The organism is Streptomyces rubradiris, assembly GCF_016860525.1.
GTDB lineage: Bacteria > Actinomycetota > Actinomycetes > Streptomycetales > Streptomycetaceae > Streptomyces > Streptomyces rubradiris.
On sequence record NZ_BNEA01000018.1, the window covers coordinates 98,998 to 117,554 of the forward strand.

18 protein-coding genes are annotated in these 18,557 nt (G+C 71.3%); 14 read left to right on the plus strand and 4 right to left on the minus strand.

Annotated elements, in window-relative coordinates:
- Nucleotides 1-2: 2 nt before the first annotated feature.
- Together Srubr_RS39690 and Srubr_RS39695 are read left to right on the plus strand one after the other, a co-directional pair.
- Entirely contained in the window at nt 3-1,199 is a 1,197-nt protein-coding gene (locus tag Srubr_RS39690) for a GNAT family N-acetyltransferase (RefSeq protein ID WP_189997975.1), read from the plus strand.
- Nucleotides 1,196-2,476: an MFS transporter gene (locus tag Srubr_RS39695; protein WP_189997974.1), complete on the plus strand. Its 1,281-nt coding sequence runs from the start codon at nt 1,196-1,198 to the stop codon at nt 2,474-2,476. The genes Srubr_RS39690 and Srubr_RS39695 overlap by 4 nt, the downstream gene beginning before the upstream one ends.
- Here the strand turns inward: Srubr_RS39695 and Srubr_RS39700 are convergent.
- Entirely contained in the window at nt 2,454-2,933 is a 480-nt protein-coding gene (locus Srubr_RS39700) for a nitroreductase family deazaflavin-dependent oxidoreductase (protein WP_189997973.1), read from the minus strand. The genes Srubr_RS39695 and Srubr_RS39700 overlap by 23 nt on opposite strands.
- A gap of 164 nt (nt 2,934-3,097) precedes the next feature.
- Between Srubr_RS39700 and Srubr_RS39705 the strand changes: the two genes are divergently transcribed.
- From Srubr_RS39705 to Srubr_RS39760, 12 genes are all read left to right on the plus strand, one after another.
- On the plus strand, nt 3,098-3,868 hold the full coding sequence (locus Srubr_RS39705) for an NAD(P)-binding domain-containing protein (protein ID WP_229926888.1): 771 nt from the start codon (nt 3,098-3,100) through the stop codon (nt 3,866-3,868).
- A 278-nt stretch (nt 3,869-4,146) separates the two neighbouring features.
- On the plus strand, nt 4,147-5,103 hold the full coding sequence (locus tag Srubr_RS39710; RefSeq protein ID WP_203855104.1) for a hypothetical protein: 957 nt from the start codon (nt 4,147-4,149) through the stop codon (nt 5,101-5,103).
- A gap of 52 nt (nt 5,104-5,155) precedes the next feature.
- Nucleotides 5,156-6,034 (plus strand): diiron oxygenase, encoded by an 879-nt coding sequence (locus Srubr_RS39715; RefSeq protein WP_189997971.1) that lies wholly within the window; start codon nt 5,156-5,158, stop codon nt 6,032-6,034.
- Nucleotides 6,031-6,279, plus strand: a complete 249-nt coding sequence (locus Srubr_RS39720; RefSeq protein WP_189997970.1) for a phosphopantetheine-binding protein — start codon at nt 6,031-6,033, stop codon at nt 6,277-6,279. The genes Srubr_RS39715 and Srubr_RS39720 overlap by 4 nt, the downstream gene beginning before the upstream one ends.
- The gene (locus tag Srubr_RS39725; protein WP_189997969.1) at nt 6,273-7,103 is read left to right on the plus strand and encodes an aminoacyl--tRNA ligase-related protein; all 831 of its coding nucleotides are present in this window, start codon (nt 6,273-6,275) and stop codon (nt 7,101-7,103) included. Before Srubr_RS39720 ends, Srubr_RS39725 begins: the two co-directional genes overlap by 7 nt.
- On the plus strand, nt 7,103-8,104 hold the full coding sequence (locus Srubr_RS39730; protein WP_189997968.1) for an NAD(P)H-dependent flavin oxidoreductase: 1,002 nt from the start codon (nt 7,103-7,105) through the stop codon (nt 8,102-8,104). Before Srubr_RS39725 ends, Srubr_RS39730 begins: the two co-directional genes overlap by 1 nt.
- Complete coding sequence (locus Srubr_RS39735) at nt 8,094-8,966, plus strand: alpha/beta fold hydrolase (protein ID WP_189997967.1); 873 nt, start codon at nt 8,094-8,096, stop codon at nt 8,964-8,966. Before Srubr_RS39730 ends, Srubr_RS39735 begins: the two co-directional genes overlap by 11 nt.
- Nucleotides 8,959-9,213 (plus strand): phosphopantetheine-binding protein, encoded by a 255-nt coding sequence (locus Srubr_RS39740; RefSeq protein WP_189997966.1) that lies wholly within the window; start codon nt 8,959-8,961, stop codon nt 9,211-9,213. Before Srubr_RS39735 ends, Srubr_RS39740 begins: the two co-directional genes overlap by 8 nt.
- Before the next feature lie 10 nt (nt 9,214-9,223).
- Complete coding sequence (locus Srubr_RS39745; protein ID WP_203855105.1) at nt 9,224-9,790, plus strand: 4'-phosphopantetheinyl transferase superfamily protein; 567 nt, start codon at nt 9,224-9,226, stop codon at nt 9,788-9,790.
- A 166-nt stretch (nt 9,791-9,956) separates the two neighbouring features.
- Nucleotides 9,957-11,447, plus strand: a complete 1,491-nt coding sequence (locus Srubr_RS39750) for an APC family permease (RefSeq protein WP_189997964.1) — start codon at nt 9,957-9,959, stop codon at nt 11,445-11,447.
- Between the two features lie 44 nt (nt 11,448-11,491).
- Complete coding sequence (locus Srubr_RS39755; RefSeq protein ID WP_189997963.1) at nt 11,492-13,162, plus strand: pyridoxal-dependent decarboxylase; 1,671 nt, start codon at nt 11,492-11,494, stop codon at nt 13,160-13,162.
- A gap of 249 nt (nt 13,163-13,411) precedes the next feature.
- Entirely contained in the window at nt 13,412-14,374 is a 963-nt protein-coding gene (locus tag Srubr_RS39760; RefSeq protein ID WP_189997962.1) for a chlorinating enzyme, read from the plus strand.
- A gap of 49 nt (nt 14,375-14,423) precedes the next feature.
- On the opposite strand, the gene Srubr_RS39765 is transcribed toward Srubr_RS39760, so the two are convergent.
- From Srubr_RS39765 to Srubr_RS39775, 3 genes are all read right to left on the minus strand, one after another.
- Nucleotides 14,424-16,196 carry a fatty acyl-AMP ligase gene (locus Srubr_RS39765; RefSeq protein ID WP_189997961.1) on the minus strand — a complete coding sequence of 591 codons (1,773 nt, stop codon included), beginning with the start codon at nt 16,194-16,196 and terminating at the stop codon, nt 14,424-14,426.
- A gap of 58 nt (nt 16,197-16,254) precedes the next feature.
- Complete coding sequence (locus Srubr_RS39770; RefSeq protein ID WP_229926897.1) at nt 16,255-17,184, minus strand: alpha/beta hydrolase; 930 nt, start codon at nt 17,182-17,184, stop codon at nt 16,255-16,257.
- A gap of 205 nt (nt 17,185-17,389) precedes the next feature.
- On the minus strand, nt 17,390-18,472 hold the full coding sequence (locus Srubr_RS39775) for a ketoacyl-ACP synthase III family protein (RefSeq protein WP_189997959.1): 1,083 nt from the start codon (nt 18,470-18,472) through the stop codon (nt 17,390-17,392).
- Nucleotides 18,473-18,557: the final 85 nt, after the last annotated feature.

Genomic DNA, 18,557 nt, shown 5'->3' on the forward strand with positions numbered 1-18,557 from the left:
TGATGAGCACGACTGCGCACACGCGCCGGCCGGCCGGTTTCGGCTCCCCGACCGAAGGGCTCGGTACCGAGGAGTGGGACCGGCTGGCGGGCGAACACCTCTACGCCTGCAGCGGGTGGCTGGACTTCTGTGTCCATGACCCGGGAGGACGCACACTCACCGGGAACGTGCACGCCCGGCTGCCCGGCGGCGGCGTCGCGGCCGTGCCGGTCACCGCCGTCTGGGAGGAGAACAACGGCTTCTACCAGTGGAACCGGCTGCTGGAACGGGCCGGTCTGGCCGCGGCGTCCCCGCAGGGACTGCTCGTCGGGCCGCGCCGCGGCTACCAGACCGACCTGTTGATCAGCGAGGGCACGGACCGCGTCGAAGGGGCGGCGGCCCTGCTCGGCGAACTCGCCGCGCTGCGCGAGCGGTCGGCGGCGGACCGCCTCTTCGACGACAGCAGGCCCGACCGGATCCAGTGCTACGGCATGTTCCTCAACAGCGCCGACGTACGGGCGCTGCGTGCGGCGGGGGTCCGCGCGGAACCGGTCCTGTGCGCCGCCGACGCGTGGATCCGCACCGAGGGCGGCGACTGGGACGGCTGGATGCGCACCCTGCCGTCCAAGCGGCGCGGCGAGCTGATCCGGCGGGACCAGCGGCGCTTCGAAGCCGCCGGCTACCGGTTCATCGAGAAGCCGCTGGCGGAGTGCTACCAGGAGGCGGCCCTGATGTCCCAGGGCACGCAGGCCCGCTACGGGCAGCCGGCGGACGTCGGGGTGCTCGCCGAGTCGCTGCGGGTCCAGGCCGAGGCCATGGGAGACGCGGCCCGGGTGCTGATGTGCGCCCGCGACGGCGAGGACCCCGTGGGCTTCCTGCTGTTCTACCGCTGGGGGAAGTCGACCTTCCTCAAGGGCGCCGGATTCCACTACGACCGCCTGGTCGGCGTCGCCGAGTACTTCAACCTCGTCTACTACGAACCCGTCCGGGACGCGCTGCGCCACGGACGGCGGTGGCTGCACGCCGGTATCGCCTCCACCGACACCAAGGCCATGCGCGGCGCCGAGGTGCGCCCCCTGTGGATGCTCGACGTGTTCGGCGACGGCGGTCAGAACGCGGCGATCCGCGCCTACAACGCCGCCCAGCTGCGCGAACTCACCGAGTCCTCCACCGCGGTGGCCAAGGCGGTCGTGGAGGACGACTGGCTGGAGTTCTGTTGATCACCCGTCTGCTGCTGAACCGGGACTACGCCCGCTTCTGGCTGAGCCAGGTGCTGACCAGCGTCGCCTCCAAGAGCATGACGATGGTCTTCCCGCTGCTGGCCACGCTCTCGTTCGCGGCCACTCCGTTCGAGGTGGGGGTGGTCACCGCCGCCCAGTACGTGCCGGTGCTGGTGGTGACCCTCTTCGTCGGGGTGTGGCTGGACCGGCGGCCGCGACGGCCCACGCTGCTCTTCACGGACGTCGCCGGCGGCCTGGTACTGCTGGTCGTCCCGGTCCTCGGCGGGCTGGACGAGTTCCACCTCGGGGTGCTGTACGCGGTCGCCTTCGGCTTCGGCTCGCTGGTGGCGATCGCCGAGGTGTGCGCGCAGGCCTATCTGCCCAGCCTCGTCGGCGAGTCCGACCTGCTCCCCGCGATCGGCCGGCTCGAAGCGGTGTTCACCCTGGTGGTGGTGGCCGCCCCCGGCCTGGGCGGGTTGCTCATGAACTGGCTCGGCGGGCCCGGTGCGGTGTTGACGGGCGCGGTCTGTTACCTGATCGCGGCGCTCGTCCTGATGACCGTGACCCGGCGCGAGCCGCCGGTGCCCGCCCCGGCCGCCGGGGAGGGGACGTTCGGCAGGATCGCGGCGGGGGCGCGGTTCCTGCTGACCGTGCCCGTCCTGCGGACCCTGATCGGACAGGCGGCGCTGTTCAACTTCTTCGAACAGGCGATGCTGACCCTCTACACCGTCTACGCGGCCTCCGTGGTCGGCGTCACGCCCGCGCTGCTCGGCCTGACGGTGACGCTCGGCGCCGTCGGGTCCATGCTGGGGGCCGTCGCGGCCGAACAGGCCGAACGGCGCTGGGGGTTCAAGCGGGTCGTCGTGGGGAGCATGGCCATCGCCTCCACGGCGCCCGTCCTGATCCCGCTCGCCACCCGGCCCACCGCGCTCACCGTGACGGTCTGGTCCGTCTCCTTCGTGCTCTACGGATTCGGCCTGACCGTCTACAACGTCTTCAGCACGTCCACCCGGCAGCGGCTCACCCCCGAGCGGCTGCGCGGCCGGGTCGCGGCGACCACTCGCCTGGTCGCCTACGGGCCGCTGAGCGCCGGCACGCTGCTCGGGGGCGGCCTCGGCTCGCTGTTCGGCGCGCGCACGGGCCTGTGGATCGCAGTGGCCCTGCTCGCGGCGGCCTTCCTGCACTTCGTCAGGTCGATGGGGCGCACGCACCTGCCGGACCTGCTGCCCGGGCCGCGACCGGCGGTCCAGGGAGCTAGCGGGCCGGCAGACCGATGACCTCGAAGACGGGGAAATCGGCGGCGATCTCCTCGAAGCGGCCCAGCGGCGCGCCGGGCGGCACGGGCACGTGCGGCCGGGCGCCGGGGGCCGCCCGCACGTACTCCTTCAGGACGGAGGCACGGCGGTCGGGCGGGACCTCCTCCAGGCGCACGCCGAAGGGCCGCCCGCGCCTGATCACGGCCCGCCCGCCGGCGGCCCGCACATTGCGGACCCAGTTGGCGCCGGCGCCCAGCATCGACACCACGTACCAGCCGCCGCGGTGGGACACCATCATCACCGGGAACGCGATCGTCCGGCCGCTGCGGCGCCCGCGCACGCACAGGGTCACGCCACCGGTGCGTCCGCGGGCGGTGGCGTATTTCCATCTCCAGTAGCCGTTGAGCGCGCGGGCGACCGCTCCGGGCCGGTCTCCCCGGTATATCCACCGCTTCAGCCGGTATGCGAGACGTAACATTCCTTCACTGTTGACCGCATACGTCCGAGGCAAACGCGTACCCGGCGCCCGGGGACCGGAATCGGACCTCGTCACCCGCCCGTCCGGACGGATAGGTTGCAAGTCCCTTGCGGGCCCTGTGCGGCGCAGGGTGCCGCCCACCATCGAGACGACGGGAAAGAACTGTGAACCGCATCGGGATCATCGGGGTCGGCGAGATCGGCCGGGCTCTGGTGGAGGGGCTCAGCGACGGCACGCAGGAGCCGCCCGAGATCTTCCTGTCCCCGCGAGGCGCCGCCACGGCCGCCGAACTGGCGCGCCGGTACCCGCATGTGCGGGTGTGCGCCGACAACCAGGACGTGGTGGACCACGCGGAGCTGGTGCTGCTCGCCGTACGCCCCCAGGACTGCGCGGAAGCCCTCGCGGGACTCCGCGTGGACGACGACAGGGTCGTGCTCAGCGTCATCGCCGGCGTCAGCACCGGCGAGCTGCGCCGGACCCTGGGCACCGCGGCCCCCGTGGTGCGCGCCATCCCCCTGCCCTCCGTGCGTGAACGCCGCTGCGTCACCGTCACCTGTCCCGCGCACCCGGTCGTGGACGCGTTCTTCGACGGACTGGGCGGGGCGCTGCCCGTCGCGGACGAGGAGACCTTCACGGTCTTCTCCGCGCTGACGGGCACCCTGACCGCCCACTACTGGTACCTGGCCACGCTGACCGACTGGGCCGCCGGGCACGGCCTGGCCCGCGAGGACGCCGATCGCTACGTCCGCGGCCTGTTCCAGGGCGTCGCACGCGCGCTGGACGACGACACCCGGACCCTGGCGCAACTGGCGGGCGACCACGAGACGCCGAACGGAAGCAACGAACGCATCCGCACCACATGGTTCGACGCCGCCAACGCCCGGTCCCTGACCCGGGCGCTCGACGGCCTCCTGGAGCACCTCGGCCGCCGCTAGGTCCGCCGGCCGGAGGCGCCGCCGCCTCGCATCTCCCGGGTGAGCCGGGTGGTGCGAGGCGTTTTTCATGCTCCCGGCCGGGGCGGAGGGACCGGGTACCGGGAACGGCGGCGCGCCGAGTGTTCATTTCTCCCGGGCCGGATATGTGAAACGCATGGAGAAGCGTGTGCAAATGATATTCCGTGCCGCAATCTCCCGCTGCTAGATTTCTGGGTCGTCGGCTCCGATCGGTCAGCGAGGTATCTTGCTGGGAGGGATGGCCCGTGTCACTCAAAGCTGTGACCGAAACAGCACCTTGGGGGGAAGTAGCGGATTCCATTGAATTCGTGCCCGCCGAGTATTCCAGCAAGACCCAGTCCGAGACCGCGGCGCAGGAGATTCTCAGGTGCGACCCGGTCGACATCGACACTCTGGTCGGCGCGGGCCTGCCCTTCGAATACCGATCGGGTGTGCGCTATTTCGACCTGAACGACCTGTACAACCTGGGAATGTATTCCGGCAGGTCGAACACTCAGCCGGAGCTCGCGTTCCGGATGCTGTTCCGGTTCGCCAGCCGCCCCGTCGAGCGTCTGCTGAGCGAGCAGACCTGGGATTTCCGGGTCCTGCTGGAGTGCCCCGAGTGCGACGGGTCCGCGCCGTGGCGGTTCGAGGCGCCCGACATCGACCGGTTCGGCGGACGCCTCGCCGATGTGACGGAGCCGCGGCCGAGCGCGCGAACGGCCGAGTACACGGCGACCGTCACGACGACAGGGGCCCGCAGCCCGCTCGTCGCCCCCGCGCTGCGGCAGCTGACCCAGGACTACCTAGAGGCCGGCTACCGCTGGCAGATGATCCCGCCCGCCATGCAGGCCGACTACGAACTGGTGCACCGGCTGGGCGCGACGAGCTGCATCGCGGCGAGCCTGTTCCTGGCGGAGCGCTTCCGCGCGGCCGGCTACCGGGCCGAGGCGAAGCGGGGCTGGTTCTGCGGCGTGCTCGGCGGCGCCCTCGACCTGCCGCACGCGTGCGTGGAGGTCGAGGACGAAGACGGCGTGTACAAGACCGTCGACATCGCCAAGGCCCAGCTGGCCGCGCGCCTGTCCCAGGACACCCGGGACTTCCAGGAGCTGTGCATCGGGTCCGTCTACAACAAGGCGATTCCCTCCACCGCACCCGGTGACGCGCCCCTCGCCCACCACGACTGCGGCTCGGCGCTGCCGGTTCATGTACGCGCGGACATTCAGGTGAAGCGGTAATTCGCTGTGGCTGTTTCGAGCTCTCGCCACTCCTTCGGAAGGACGAGTGAAAATGGCGGTACGTGAAGTAGATCCGGTCGTGCTCGATCTGGGCCGGCTGGAGAATCTGGCCGAGTCCGGTTACTACAATCCGTACACGATGTTTGACTGGCCCGACTCCCTGGAGCCCGGTCTGCCGTGGATGTCGGAGAGCCTGACCACACTGGCCGGTACGCCGATGTGGGACGAGCTGACCCGCGAGCAGCAGCTCGCGCTGACCAAGTACGAGTCGATCAACTTCTTCAGTCTCAACATTCACGGAATCCGTGAACTGATGAGCGAAGTGGTGATGCGGATCCACGAGCCGGTCTACGCGAACGTCTCGGAATTCCTGCACCACTTCATCGGCGAGGAGAACGAGCACATGTGGTTCTTCTCGAAGTTCTGCCTGCGCTACGGCGGCAAGCTGTATCCGGCACAGCCGGCGCTGAAGGCGGGGTCGGTCGACCACCTGTCGAAGGTGGCGCGCGAAATGATCGTGTTCGCCCGCATCCTGATCTTCGAGGAGATCGTCGACTACTACAACGCGCACATGGCGACGGACCAGTCGCTGCCGCACATCGCCCGGGAGATCAACCGGGTGCACCACGTGGACGAGAGCAGGCACGTCGCGTTCGGCCGGATGATCTTCACCGATCTGCTCGGCCAGGTGGCCAAGCGGGACCCGGAGGAGATCCCGGTGGTCGCCGAGTACCTCGAGGACTACCTGCAGTACAGCATCGCCACCCTCTACAACCCGGCGGCGTACCGGGACGCGGGCATCCCGGACGCGCTCGGGCTGCGGCGGCGTGCCCTGACGCACCCCGCACGGGTGGAGGCACACGACCAGATACTCAAGCGGACCAGGAGATTCCTCTCCAAGTCCGGCGTGGGCAGGGAGATGATCAAGTGACGACCGAGCCGATACAGGCGGTCCGGGAATTCATCCTGGAGCGCAACCCCAAACTGGAAGAGCTGCCCGACGATCTGGACCTGATCGACAGCCGGGCCATCAACTCGCTGGCGTTCATCGAGTTCATCTTCCTGCTGGAGGAGCTGACCGGCGAAACGGTCGATCCAGAGGACCTGAACCTGGACGACTTCCGCACCCTCAAGTCACTCGAAACCCGATTCTTCGCGAAGGAAGCGGCATGCTGACGACAGTGACCAGCAACGGGCTGGAAGTCCTCGACGGCACTCAACTGCGTCTGCTGCGGGCGATCGACTCGGTGTTCCTGCGCCTGGCCGGCGACTGGGAGGCCCCCGAGTTCCGCTTCCCGTTCCTGATGCGGTGCCAGGACCTCGACACCTTCGACTACTACGCCAACTTCCCGCACCTCGGGCTCGCCGCGACCCGGCTGAACCCCGAGCGCCTCGGCGCGGCCCTGGGCGAGACCGCCCGGCCCGTCGAGCAGATGCCGACCACGGTGATGGAGCCGGCCGCGTTCGCGCTGCCCTCGGCCGCCTGCTACTCCGTCTACCTCGACCTGCGCGGCTCGCGGCTGCCCGACGAGGGCGTGCTGCGCACCACGGTCGGCACGTGCTTCCGCAACGAGGACCACTACCGGGGTCTGCAGCGGCTGCTGGGCTTCTCCATGAGGGAGATCGTCTGCGTCGGACCGGAGGAGACGGCCAAGAACCACCTGATCCGGGCCAAGGAGGCCGTGCAGTCCCTCTGCGCCGAGCTGGGGCTCGACCTGCGTCTGGAGGTCGCCACCGACCCGTTCTTCGACAAGAACAGCGGCAAGGCCAAGATGCAGCGCCTGTTCCCGGTCAAGGAGGAGTTCGTCGTGGGCGGGCTGGCGATCGGCTCGGTGAACTACCACCGGAACTTCTTCGGCGAGCGGTGCGACATCCAGGCCGGCGGCGACACGGCGCACACCAGCTGCCTGGCCTTCGGACTGGAGCGCTGGGTGCACACCCTGACCGAGCGGTTCGGCAGCACCGCCGCTGCGGTGTCCGCGGTGGAGAGTCTGACCTGATGCGCGCCACGTTGGCAGAAGTGCTCGGTCTGGACGTGAGCCTGCTGCAGTCGGGCATGGGAGGGGTCGCCGGGGCCGAACTGGCCTGCGCGGTGTCCAACGCCGGGGCGGCGGGCTGCGCGGGCGGCTACAAGCTGGCCGGCGAGGCGCTGTCGGCCATGCTGGCCCGGGTGGCCCAGGGGACCGACCGGCCTGTCGGCGTGAATCTGATCCCCGAGGTGGTCGGACCCGACGAGCTGGACCGGCAGGTGGGGCAGGTGCTCGACGAGACACCGCCGCATGTGCACCTGTCCTTCTTCGGGATGCCCGACGACGCGGTGTGCGAACGGGTCACCGCGGCGGGGCGCCGGCTGGTGATCCAGGTCGGGACGGTCGAGGACGGGGTGCACGCGGCCGGACTCGGCGCGGTGGTGGTGGCCCAGGGCACCGAGGCGGGCGGGCACCTCCTCGGTACCGCACGGCGTGACGAGCTGGTGGCCGCGCTGCGGACCCGGCTGCCCGACGCCTGCCTGGTCGCCTCGGGCGGGATCGGCTCCCCCCGGGAGGCCGAGCGGGCCCTGGCCGCCGGCGCCGACGGAGTGCTGCTCGGGACCGCCTTCGTCGTCGCCCACGAATCACGGGCCCATCCCCGTTTCAAGTCCTCGGTCACCGCCGCCGACGAGACCTCCACCGTGATCACCGACGTGTACGAGATCGGCTGGCCGGGCCGGCGCCACCGCGTGCTCGCCACGCCCGTCACCGCCGACCCGCGACAGCCCGCGAAGTTCATCGGCAAAACGGTGGTCGAGGGCAAACCGTACCTGGTGCCGCGTTTCAGCGCGGCGGTGCCCACCGATGCGACCAGCGGCCGTATCGAAGAGATGGCGTTGTACTGCGGCCGGTCCTGCGGCGAGATCCACGACGAGGTGTCGGCGGCCGACGTCGTCGCCGCGTTCGCGGGTGTCCTCGGCAGGGCCACGGCCGCCAAGACCGAAGAGAGGGCGGCAAGCCATGTCGGCTGACGAGGCGCACAACGAGTACTACCACGACCTGAGTTACCGCGAGAACGCACCGCGGGTACGCACCCGGGAGGGCGTCGAGCTCTACTACGAGTCCACCGGTGAGGGCCTTGCCGTCACCACGCTCAACAACTTCTTCTTCTCCGCCCCGTTCTGGCGTGACTACACCGACCAGCTCGCCGAGCACTACCGCGTGGTGAGCTACGACCTGTGCAACCACGGCCACTCCACGCGGCTGGAGGAGGAGCCGACCTGGGAGGAGCACACGGCGGACCTGATCGGGCTGCTCGACGGGCTGGGGATCGACTCGACGTATCTGATCGCCTCGTCGGCCTCCACCCAGCTCGCCCGTGACGTGGCCCTCGCCCACCCGGACCGGGTCCGGGGCCTGGTGCTGGCCGGACCGGTCCTCGGCCCGAAGGGTATGCGGCGCCACCGGCAGCTCCAGCGGGCCTGGCTGCGGACACTGAACGACCACGACATCCCCACGCTGTTCAGCCACATGTACCCCGAGTTCGTCAGCACGGAGATGAACGAGGACTACGGCTCGGCGGGCTACCTCGGCCTGCGGGAGAGCTTCCTGGCCATGTCGACGCCGGAGGAGCTCAACAACGGTCTGACGCTGGCCCAGAAGGGCGACTCCAGCCCCGAGCTGCTCACCCGCATCCAGGCGCCGACGCTGATCGCCCTGGGCGACGACGACATCCTGCTCAGCCCGACGGCCGGCCACGAACTGGCAGCGCTGTTCCCCAAGGGCCGCTGTGTGATCATGCCGAAGGCCGGTCATGTGCCCTTCCTCGACGACCCCAAGGGCTTCCAGGAACTCGTACGGAAGTTCATCGACGAAGTGGAAGCGGATGTCTGATACCGCGGTGAAGGTGCGGCAGCGCATCCGCGAGCTGCTGGTCGACGTGTTCGGCGGGCCCTCCTTCGTCAGCCAGGTGGACGACACGGTATCGCTCCGCGAGGCCGGGGTGCCGTCCACCGCGCTGGTCGCTCTGCTGGTCGCGATGGAGGAGGAATTCGGTTTCGAGTGGGACGACGACGTGCGGCCGGAGGTGTTGCGCTCGATCGACTCGCTGGCGGGCCACGTCGTGGCACTGCGCGGCTGAGGGCGTCAGGGTGGGCGTCCAGACGGGCCCGTTCCGGGGCGTGGTACCGGAGATGTCCCTGGGCACGGCTCCGGTACCGCCGCCCCACGGCCCGGACGAGCAGTTCACCGCCGGCCGCCGGGCAGCCGCCGAGGCACTGGCCGCGGCCGGGTCGGCCGAGCGGACGGTGCCCCGGGCCCCGGACGGCCGGCCGCTCTTCCCGCGGGGTTTCCCCGGCTCGATCTCCCACACCGGCCGGCTCGCGGTCGCCGCGGTGGTCCCCGGCGCCGCGGCGGTCGGTGTCGACATCGAGCCCGCGGTCATCCCCCCTCGGGTGGCCGCGTTCATCCTGCGGGAAGCGGAGCGGCGCCGGCTGCTCGTCCCGGCCGGGCCCTACACCGCGCGCGACCTGTTCGCCGCCAAGGAAGCCGCGTTCAAGGCGATGAACTCCCTGCGCACACTGGGGGAGTTCCTGTTCTGGCAGATCACCCTCGGCCAGTCCGGCGGCGCGCTGACCGCGTCCTACCGCGGCGAATCGGTGCCTGTGTGGGTCCGCCCGGAGGCGGATCTCTCGTTCGCCGTGGCGATACGGCTCTGACCCTCACGGAAACGAGGCGCACCGCAAGCGGCGCGGTCGGCAACGGCGTGCCCGCGCCGCCGAGGTCCTGCGCCGGCCAGGCGCCCCGGGCTCCCGCGCCGACCCGTCCTCGTACGCGCCCGATCCTCCGCTCGGTTCGGGCGGTTGTCCACATCTGGAGACCTTCATGACCGGCACACCCCTGCCCGAGGGGGGCGCACGCTTCCAGCGCACGCTGACCACCCCGAAGATCGTGTTCATCATCATCGCCGCCGCCGCCCCCCTGGCCGCGATGCTGTTCACCGTCCCGCTCGCCTTCGCCATCGGTACCGGCCCCGGTGTGCCGGCCATGTTCCTCTTCGCGGGCCTGACCCTGCTGTGCTTCTCCGCCGGCTACGCCGCCATCGCCCGGCGCATCACCCACATGGGCGGCTTCTACACCCACATCGCGCACGGCCTCGGCCGCCGGGCGGCGGCCGGGTCGGGGCTGCTCGCGGTGCTCGCCTACAACGCCGCCACCGTCGGGGTTCTCGGCGCCTTCGCCTACTTCACCCAGGGGGTGGCCGCGGCCCACGGGCTGGACCTGCCCTGGCAGGTCTGGGCGGGAGCCGGCCTGCTCCTGGTCGCCCTGCTCGGTTACCGCGAGGCCGAGATCAGCGCCCGGCTGCTGTCGGTCTGCATGGTGTGCGAGATCGCCATCCTGGTGGCCCTGGACATCGCCGTCCTGGCCCGCCACGGCGGCGCGGCTCTGCCGTCCGCCTCCTTCGCCCCGCACGACGTGTTCGCCCCCGGGCTCGGCGTCTCGGTGATGTTCGGCTTCGCCTCCTTCCTCGGCTTCGAATCGGCCGCCCTGTACGGCGAGGAGGCCAAGGCACCACACCGCAGCGTGCCCCGGGCCACCGTCGTCGCCGTACTGGCGGTCGCCTCGTTCTACGCCCTGACCAGCTGGGTCGCCGTCGGCGCGCTGGGGCCCGAGCGGGTCCGCGCCCAGGCCGGCAGCCACCTCGGCGATCTGTTCTTCCTGCTCAGTGACAGCTACCTGGGGCACCCGGCCACCGTCGCCATGCAGGTCCTGCTGTGCACCAGCCTGTTCGCCTCCTGGCTGGCGCTGCACAACGCCGCCAACCGGTACATGTACGCCCTGGGCCGCGACGGGCTGATGCCGGCCGGTCTGCACGCCACGCGGGGCGGGCACGGCTCCGTGCACCGGGCCAGCGTGGTCCAGACCGTCTTCAGCGCGGTGGTGGTCACCCTGTTCGCGGCAGCGGGCCTCGACCCGTACGTGAACATGTCGACCAGCATGCTGGGGCTGGGGACCCTCGGCATCATCCTGCTACAGGCCCTGGCCTCGGTGGCCGTGGTCGGCTACTTCCGCCGCCGGCGCGCGGGACGGTGGCAGACCGTCGTCGCGCCCGCGCTGGGAGCCCTGGGACTGATCACCGCGGCGGTTCTGGTGGTGTCGAACTTCGACGTACTGACCGGCACCACCGAGCCCGCCGTCACCGCCCTGCCGTGGCTCCTGCTGCTGGCCGGCGTCCTCGGTGTCGCCCTCGCCTCCTGGCTGCGCTCGGCCCGCCCGGACCGGTACGCGCGCCTGGGCGGCGCGTCCGTGCCGGCTCCGGCGCCCCGCGCCCCGGCCGGGGACCCTTCCGGCAGCCTCTCCCAAGCAGCGCCGTGACCCCCGCTCGACCGGGGAGCCGCGCAGTGAAAGGACCAGCTCCCATGGCTCGTGAAGCCGCAACACACGCAGACATACCCTTCGGTCCCGAAGACACACCCTGGCAGAAGACCTTCAGCCGGCTGCGGGTCGTCGGTGGCCGCCCGTACGGCACCGCCCCGTCCTCCGACCCCCGGACGGCCTACCTCGAGGTTCCCGAAGTCCCCCACCACAAGGTGCAGTTGCCGGCCACCGGACTGGACGAGGAGCAGTACGCCGAGGCCGAGGCGCTGTTCCGCCGGCACATAGACACCCAGACGCGCAACTTCGCCGGCTACCAGGTCAACAGCGCTCTCGACTACGAAAAGCGCCTGGGGCACTATCTCAACCGGCACCTCAACAACGTCGGAGACCCCTACCAGTCCAGCTCCTACACGCTGAACTCCAAGGTGCTGGAGCGGGCCGTGCTCGACTACTTCGCCTCGCTGTGGCACGCGAAGTGGCCGCACGACCCGGAGGACCCCGAGTCGTACTGGGGCTACGTGCTGACCATGGGCTCCAGCGAGGGGAACCTGTACGGCCTGTGGAACGCGCGGGACTACCTGTCGGGCAAGCCGCTGCGCGCTCAGCACCGCGAGCCGGGCCGGGCGGCCCTCGGGCACGCACCGCGCGGCGACGGCCCGCACGCCCTCCATCCGGTGGCGTTCTTCTCCGAGGACACCCACTACTCGCTGACCAAAGCCGTACGGGCGCTGGACATCGACACCTTCCACGCCCTGGGCTCCACGCGCTACCCCGACGACAACCCGCTCGGTCCGGGAACCCCGTGGCCGCGGGAGGTGCCCTCCACCGAGGACGGCGCCATCGACATCGACCGGCTCGCCGTGCTGGTGCGGTTCTTCGCCAGCCGGGGCTACCCGATCCTGGTCAGCCTCAATTACGGGTCCACCTTCAAGGGCGCGTACGACGACGTGGAGGCGGTCTCCCGCACGGTGCACGACATCTGCGCCGAATACGGGCTGGACAGCCGGCGCGTCCACCACGGTGACGGCGAGGACGCCGGCCACGACGAGCGGTCGGGATTCTGGCTGCACGTCGACGCGGCACTCGGCGCCGGCTACGTGCCCTACCTGGAGATGGCCCGCGACGCCGGCCTGGTGGAGCAGGCACCGCCGGCCTTCGACTTCCGGCTCCCCGACGTGCACTCGCTGACCATGAGCGGCCACAAATGGATGGGGACCCCGTGGGCGTGCGGGGTGTTCATGACCCGCACCGGACTGCAGATGGCCCCGCCCAAGGCGTCGGAGTACATCGGGGCCACCGACACCACCTTCGCCGGCTCCCGCAACGGCTTCTCCTCGCTGCTGATGTGGGACTACCTGGCCCGCCACTCCTACGACGACCTGGCCCGGCTCGCGGCCGAGTGCGACGGTCTCGCCGCCTACACGCACGAGCGGCTGCTGGCGCTGCAGGAGCAGCTGGGCGACGACCTGTGGGTGGCACGCAGTCCGCAGTCGCTGTCGATACGGTTCCGCCGGCCACGCGCGGACATCGTCCACCGCTACTCCCTGGCCAGCGAGACCGTGCACGCCGACGGCACCGCCCGCTCCTACGTCCACCTGTACGCGATGCGCCACCTCACCAGGCAGCGCGTCGACGAACTCGTCGGCGAGCTGCGGCAGCCGGGCGCCTTCCCCCCGGACCCGCCCGCCGGAACCGGCACCGCCGGGGCGTGAGGGGCCCGGCCGGTGCCGCGCCGGCCGGGCGGGCGACGGGGCGGGGGTGTGCCGCCGTTGGCAACCGGCGGCACACCACGAGACCATGGCCGCCACCGGCACCCCGGTGTCGGGTGCCCTGCCGCGGCTTTCGCCGCGGACGCACGCGACCGGTGTCACCGACGGCGTCAGGGGCCCGGAGTCTGTTCACTACGACGGCGAGGGCGGTCCACGTGCCCCGCGGGCACGTGGACCCCACCGAGGAGAGACATGTCCGCTCAACCACGCGATTTCCGGTTCACCGCACAGGAGCTGGCGGAGTTCCACCGGAACGGATACGCCGGCCCCTTCACGCTCTACGAGCCTGACGAGATCGAGTGGGAGTGGGCCCGGGCCCGCCAGGACCTGGCCGACCGCAGCGACGCGGTGTACCGGGACGAGTCCGACGGCACGGGGGCGGGGAACTCCGCCAACTACGACCGGCACCTCGACAACGCCTTCCTCGCCGATCACATCACCCAGCCGGGCATCGTCGACCGGGTCGCCTCCGTGCTCGGCCCGGACGTGCTGTGCTGGCGTTCCGACTTCTTCCCCAAGTACCCGGGGAACGAGGGCACGGACTGGCACCAGGCCGCCACGTTCGCCAACGCGTCCGGCCGGCCCCAGATCCAGTGGCCGCGGGACTGCGACCCGGGCGGCTGTCTCACCGTGTGGTGCGCGTTCACCGACGCCACCGCCGACATGGGCGGCCTGCAGTTCATCCCCGGCACACACCGCACCATGTACTACGACGAGACCAAGCCGATGCGCTACGACCCGGAACGGAACATATCCGTGGTGAAGAACGGAGTCCGGCGCGGCTTCTTCGGCTACGACTACCGCGAGCTGCAGATCGACCCGGACTGGCAGCCCGACGAGTCCAAGGCCGTGTCCGTCGAGATGCGGGCCGGGCAGTTCGTCATCTTCTGGTCGCGCCTGCTGCACGCCTCGCACCCGCACGCCGGCCGGACCAACCGGATGCGCATGGCCTTCTCGGCCCGCTACGTACCCACGTCCGTACGGGTCTACCCCGGTGCCTCGGCAGTCGAGGAGTACGGCGGCCGGGCGAGCCTGGAGCGTTACGGAACGGTGCTGGTCAGCGGCGTGGAGACCTACGGCCACAACCGGGTCGTGCAGCACACCACCAAGGGTCACCCGTTCCGGCGCCGCACCGGTGACGGCGCCTGGGCGTGACCTGCTCGCCCCGGGCGGGCCGGCGCCGCCGGTGCCGCCGGTGCGCTCCTCAGGCCCGCCCGCCGGCCGGGGCGGCGGCGGGCACGTCCACGACGGCCAGTTCACCGTTCTCGTAGCGCCGCTTGCACGCCCGGCGCTGCACCTTGCCGCTGGAGGTCTTCGGGACCGCTCCACGCCGTACCACGAGGACCTCGTCCGGGGTGATCCGGTTCCGCTCCCGCACCGCGTTGCGCACCCGCCGGCGGATGCCCTCGGCGCCCAGGGAGCCCAGGAGCCGCCCGTCGGCCTCGACGACCACCACGAGCCGCTCGTGCCCGCCGTCGTCGCTGGAGAAGGCCGCCGCGCAGTTCGGGTGCGCGCCCGGCACGGCCAGCTCGGCGGACAGCTCGATGTCCTGCGGGTAGTGGTTGCGGCCCTTGCGGATGACGACGTCCTTCAGACGGCCGGTGACGAACAGTTCCCCGGCGTGCAGGAAGCCGAGGTCCCCGGTGCGCAGGTGGGGCTCGCCGGAGGCCCGCGGTGTCTTCACACGCGCCCGGAACGTCTCCTCGCTCGCCTCGGCGCGCCCGTGGTAACCGCCCGCCACACAGGGGCCGTTGATCCAGATCTCGCCGACCTGCCCGCCGGCCACCGGGCGGTGCGTCACGGGGTCCACGATCCGCACCCGGGTACGGCCCACCACGCTGCCGCTGCCGACCAGGGGCACCGCGTCGGCGGCGCCGTCGCCGACCGGCTGCGCGGTGCCGTTGCGCAGCGCCTCGGCGGACAGCCACAGCACGGTGGGCTCCCGGTCCTGGCTGCTGCCGGTGGCCTTGAGGGTGTTCTCCGCCAGACCGTATCCGGGGCACATGGCCCGCGGGTCGAAGCCGTGCGGCGCGAACGCCTCGGTGAAGGCGCGGATGGTGGCCCAGCGCACCGGCTCGGCACCGTTGGCGGCCACCCGCCAGCGGGACAGGTCGCCGACCGCCCCGGTCTTGCCGTCGGCGGCGGCGCGCGCGCACAGCTCGTAGGCGAAGCTGGGTGCGGCGGCGTGCGTGCCGCCGAACCGGGCGATCGCCTCCAGCCAGCGGGCCGGCCGCCGGATGAACGCCTCCGGGGCCATGAGGTACGACGGGATGCCCGCCCACAGCGGCATGACGACCCCGAACAGCATCCCCATGTCGTGGAAGAGCGGCAGCCAGTTGACCACGGTGCCGTCCGGCTCGGCCGGCCACAGCTCGACGGTCTCGGCCACATTGGCGAGGAAGTTGGCGTGGCTGACCATGACGCCCTTGGGGTCGCCGGTGGAGCCGGAGGTGTACTGGAGCAGCGCGATGTCGCCGGGGCCGGGAAGGGGCGGCGCGAGGGCGTCCGGGTCGTAGCGCAACGCGTCGGTGGCGACGAACGTCAGACCGTCCAGCTCCGGCATCCCGGCGAAGCGTTCCCGCACCTCGCGCGCGACCTCCGCGGTGGTGAGCACGGTCGAGGTCCCGGCGTCGTCGGCGATCCGGCGCAGCCGCTCGACCTCCTCGCGGCGCCGCGGCACCTGCACCGGTGCGCCGGCCACCCGCGCGGACATGCAGCCCAGCAGGGTCCGGACGAACTCCAGCCCGGAGGGGTAGAGCAGCACGGCGCTGCGCCCCGAGAGCCCCTCGGCGGCGAAGGCGGACGCCCGCACGCGGGCCTCGTCGTGCAGGCGTTTGTAGCTGAGCCGCTCGTGCGGGTCCTCGCCGTTGCGCAGGAAGACATAGGCGGTCTGGTCGGGCTGCTGCTCGGCGCGCAGCCGCAGGGCGTCCGCCAGAGTGCGCACGTCCACCGTCGAATACGGTCCTGGGATGGTCACGGCCGGAACTCCTCATGCGTGCGGGGACTTGGAGCGGGAGGTGGGGCCGGTGCCCGGGTCATCGCGCCGTGGGCACCGGGGTCAGCATCTGTTCCACTGCCGCCAGCACGTTCCTCACCGCCTCCGTGGCGGCCGGGATGATGTCGGCCATGAGGAGGTATCCGTGCACCAGGCCCGGAGCGGGCACATGGTGCACCTCGACCCCCTGGGCGGCCAGCCGGAGCGCCAGCTCGACGCCTTCGTCGTGCAGCGGGTCGAATTCGGCCGTGCCGATGACGGTGGGGGGAAGTCCGCGGTGATCCGCGCTCAGCAGGTCGATCGCCGGGTCCGAACGGTGCGCGGGGTCCGGCACGTACTGGTCGTAGTACCAGCGTAGATCATCGACCTCCTCGAGGTACCCCGTGCCGTACTTGCGGGCGGACTCCGACCGCAGTTCCGGGTCGGCCGGCGGGTACACCATCAGCTGCCCGGCGAACCCGATGCCGCCGTGGTCGCGGTGGTGCATCGCGATCCCCATGGCCAGGGCCCCGCCCGCGCTGTCCCCGGCGATCACGTGCGGGCGGCCGGGGAAGGCGCGGTCGGCCCACTCGGACGCGGCGATGCCGTCCCGGAGCGGGCCGGGGTGCGGGTGCTCCGGCGGACGGCGGTAGTCGACGGAGACGACGACCGCGCCGAGTTCGCAGGCGATGCGCCGGCAGACGGGGTCGTGGGTGTCGACGCTGCCGGTCACCCAGCCGCCCCCGTGCAGATACGTCACGAGGCGTCCCCGGTCGGCGGGCGGCTGATACGTCCGGACGCGGAACGTGCCGTCGCCGCCGTCGATCAGGTGGTCCTTCGTCTCGATGTCCGGGTCCTGCGCGGACTTGCCGCGCAGACGTCCCACCTGCGTGGCGTAGCGTTCGCGCAGGTGCGCCACGGGCAGCGTGCGCGCCGGTTCGGGCCTGCTGCCCGCCTGCCACTGGATCAGGGCGCGGACGAAACGGTCCATGGCCAAGGGAGTTCTCTCCTCGGGTCACACCGGCGCGGGATCCGGCGGTGTGAATCCGCGCGGCCGGCTGGACATGCGGGGGCACGGCGCGGGCACCGGGTGCCGCGCCGCGTGACACACGCCCGGCCGCCCCGCGGGGGCGGCCGGGTACGGGGACCGGCCGGGGAACCGCTCGGCGCGCCGAGGGGCGGCGCCGAAGCCCCGGTCAGGGACGGGCCGATGCCCTCACGTCGGCGGGCAGGGCGAAGTCCGTGGTGGTCTCGGGCCACTCCGGCACGGACTCGATCTCCACCACCGCCACGGTGACGGAGTAGCCACCGCCGGTGCCGATCAGGAGTACGAGGTCGCCCTGGGCGACTTCCTTCTTCTCCACCAGGCGGGCCACCGCCGCGCTCAGGTCGCCGGCGCCCAGGTGCCCCGCGTAGCGGCCCCAGTTCCACAGCGTGCGCTCGGCCGGGATGTTCAGCGGCTTGAAGAACTGGTCCTGCATCAGCCCGTGCCCCATGTTGGGCAGCAGGACGCGGGCGAAGTCGTCGAGCTTGTGCCCGGTCCGGCCGAGCACCTTGGAGAGGGTGCGCATCAGCACCTCCTCGGCGCGCTTGAGCACCGACTCCGTGCCCACCTCCTCCAGATACGACTTCTTGGGGGTGCGCAGGTTCTCGTCGAGGACCACGCCGTAGGCGTTGGTGAACGGGGCGGTGCCGCGGTGCAGCGGTTCCAGGGACGCCTCGGTGGCCGACGCGATGGCGTGGATGCGGGCGAACCCGCCGGTCGTCGAGAGGACCAACGCCGTGGCGCCGTCGCCGAAGACGATGCCGTACGAACCCCGCCACCGGTCGAAGCCGGGCGGGCAGAACCGGTCCGCGGTGGTGACCAGAGCGTTCGTCGCCCGGCCGGCCTCCAGCTGGGACATGGCCAGGTCGATCGCCGCCATGCCCCCGTTCGACATCCCCTCCACGTTCAGGGCGAAGGCGTCGGTGAGGCCCAGCTCGCGCTGGATGTAGGGAGCCGAGTTCCAGTGGTGGTCCCGGCCCTGGTGGTAGATCGACGCGTGCAGGACCAGGTCGACCTGGTCCCCGATCACGTCCGCGGCCCGGTCGAGAGCCTTTCGCCCCGCGATCGCTCCCATGTCCGGGACGGATATCTCATCCGTGGCCACCGGCAGACACGGTATTTTGTTGGTGGCGTTGTCGTCGTCGGAGTACTTACCGGCGGCCACCGCTTCCGCCGCGGATTCCGCGGGCGGAATCCAGGCCGCAGCCGACGCGATATAGACAGGGATAGTCATTGTCCAAATCTTCTTCCGAGTTCGATGCCCGACTGGCAATGGTGTGCGGTGGGCCCGATCGTGCTGCGCGGTCCGCGGCTCGGAT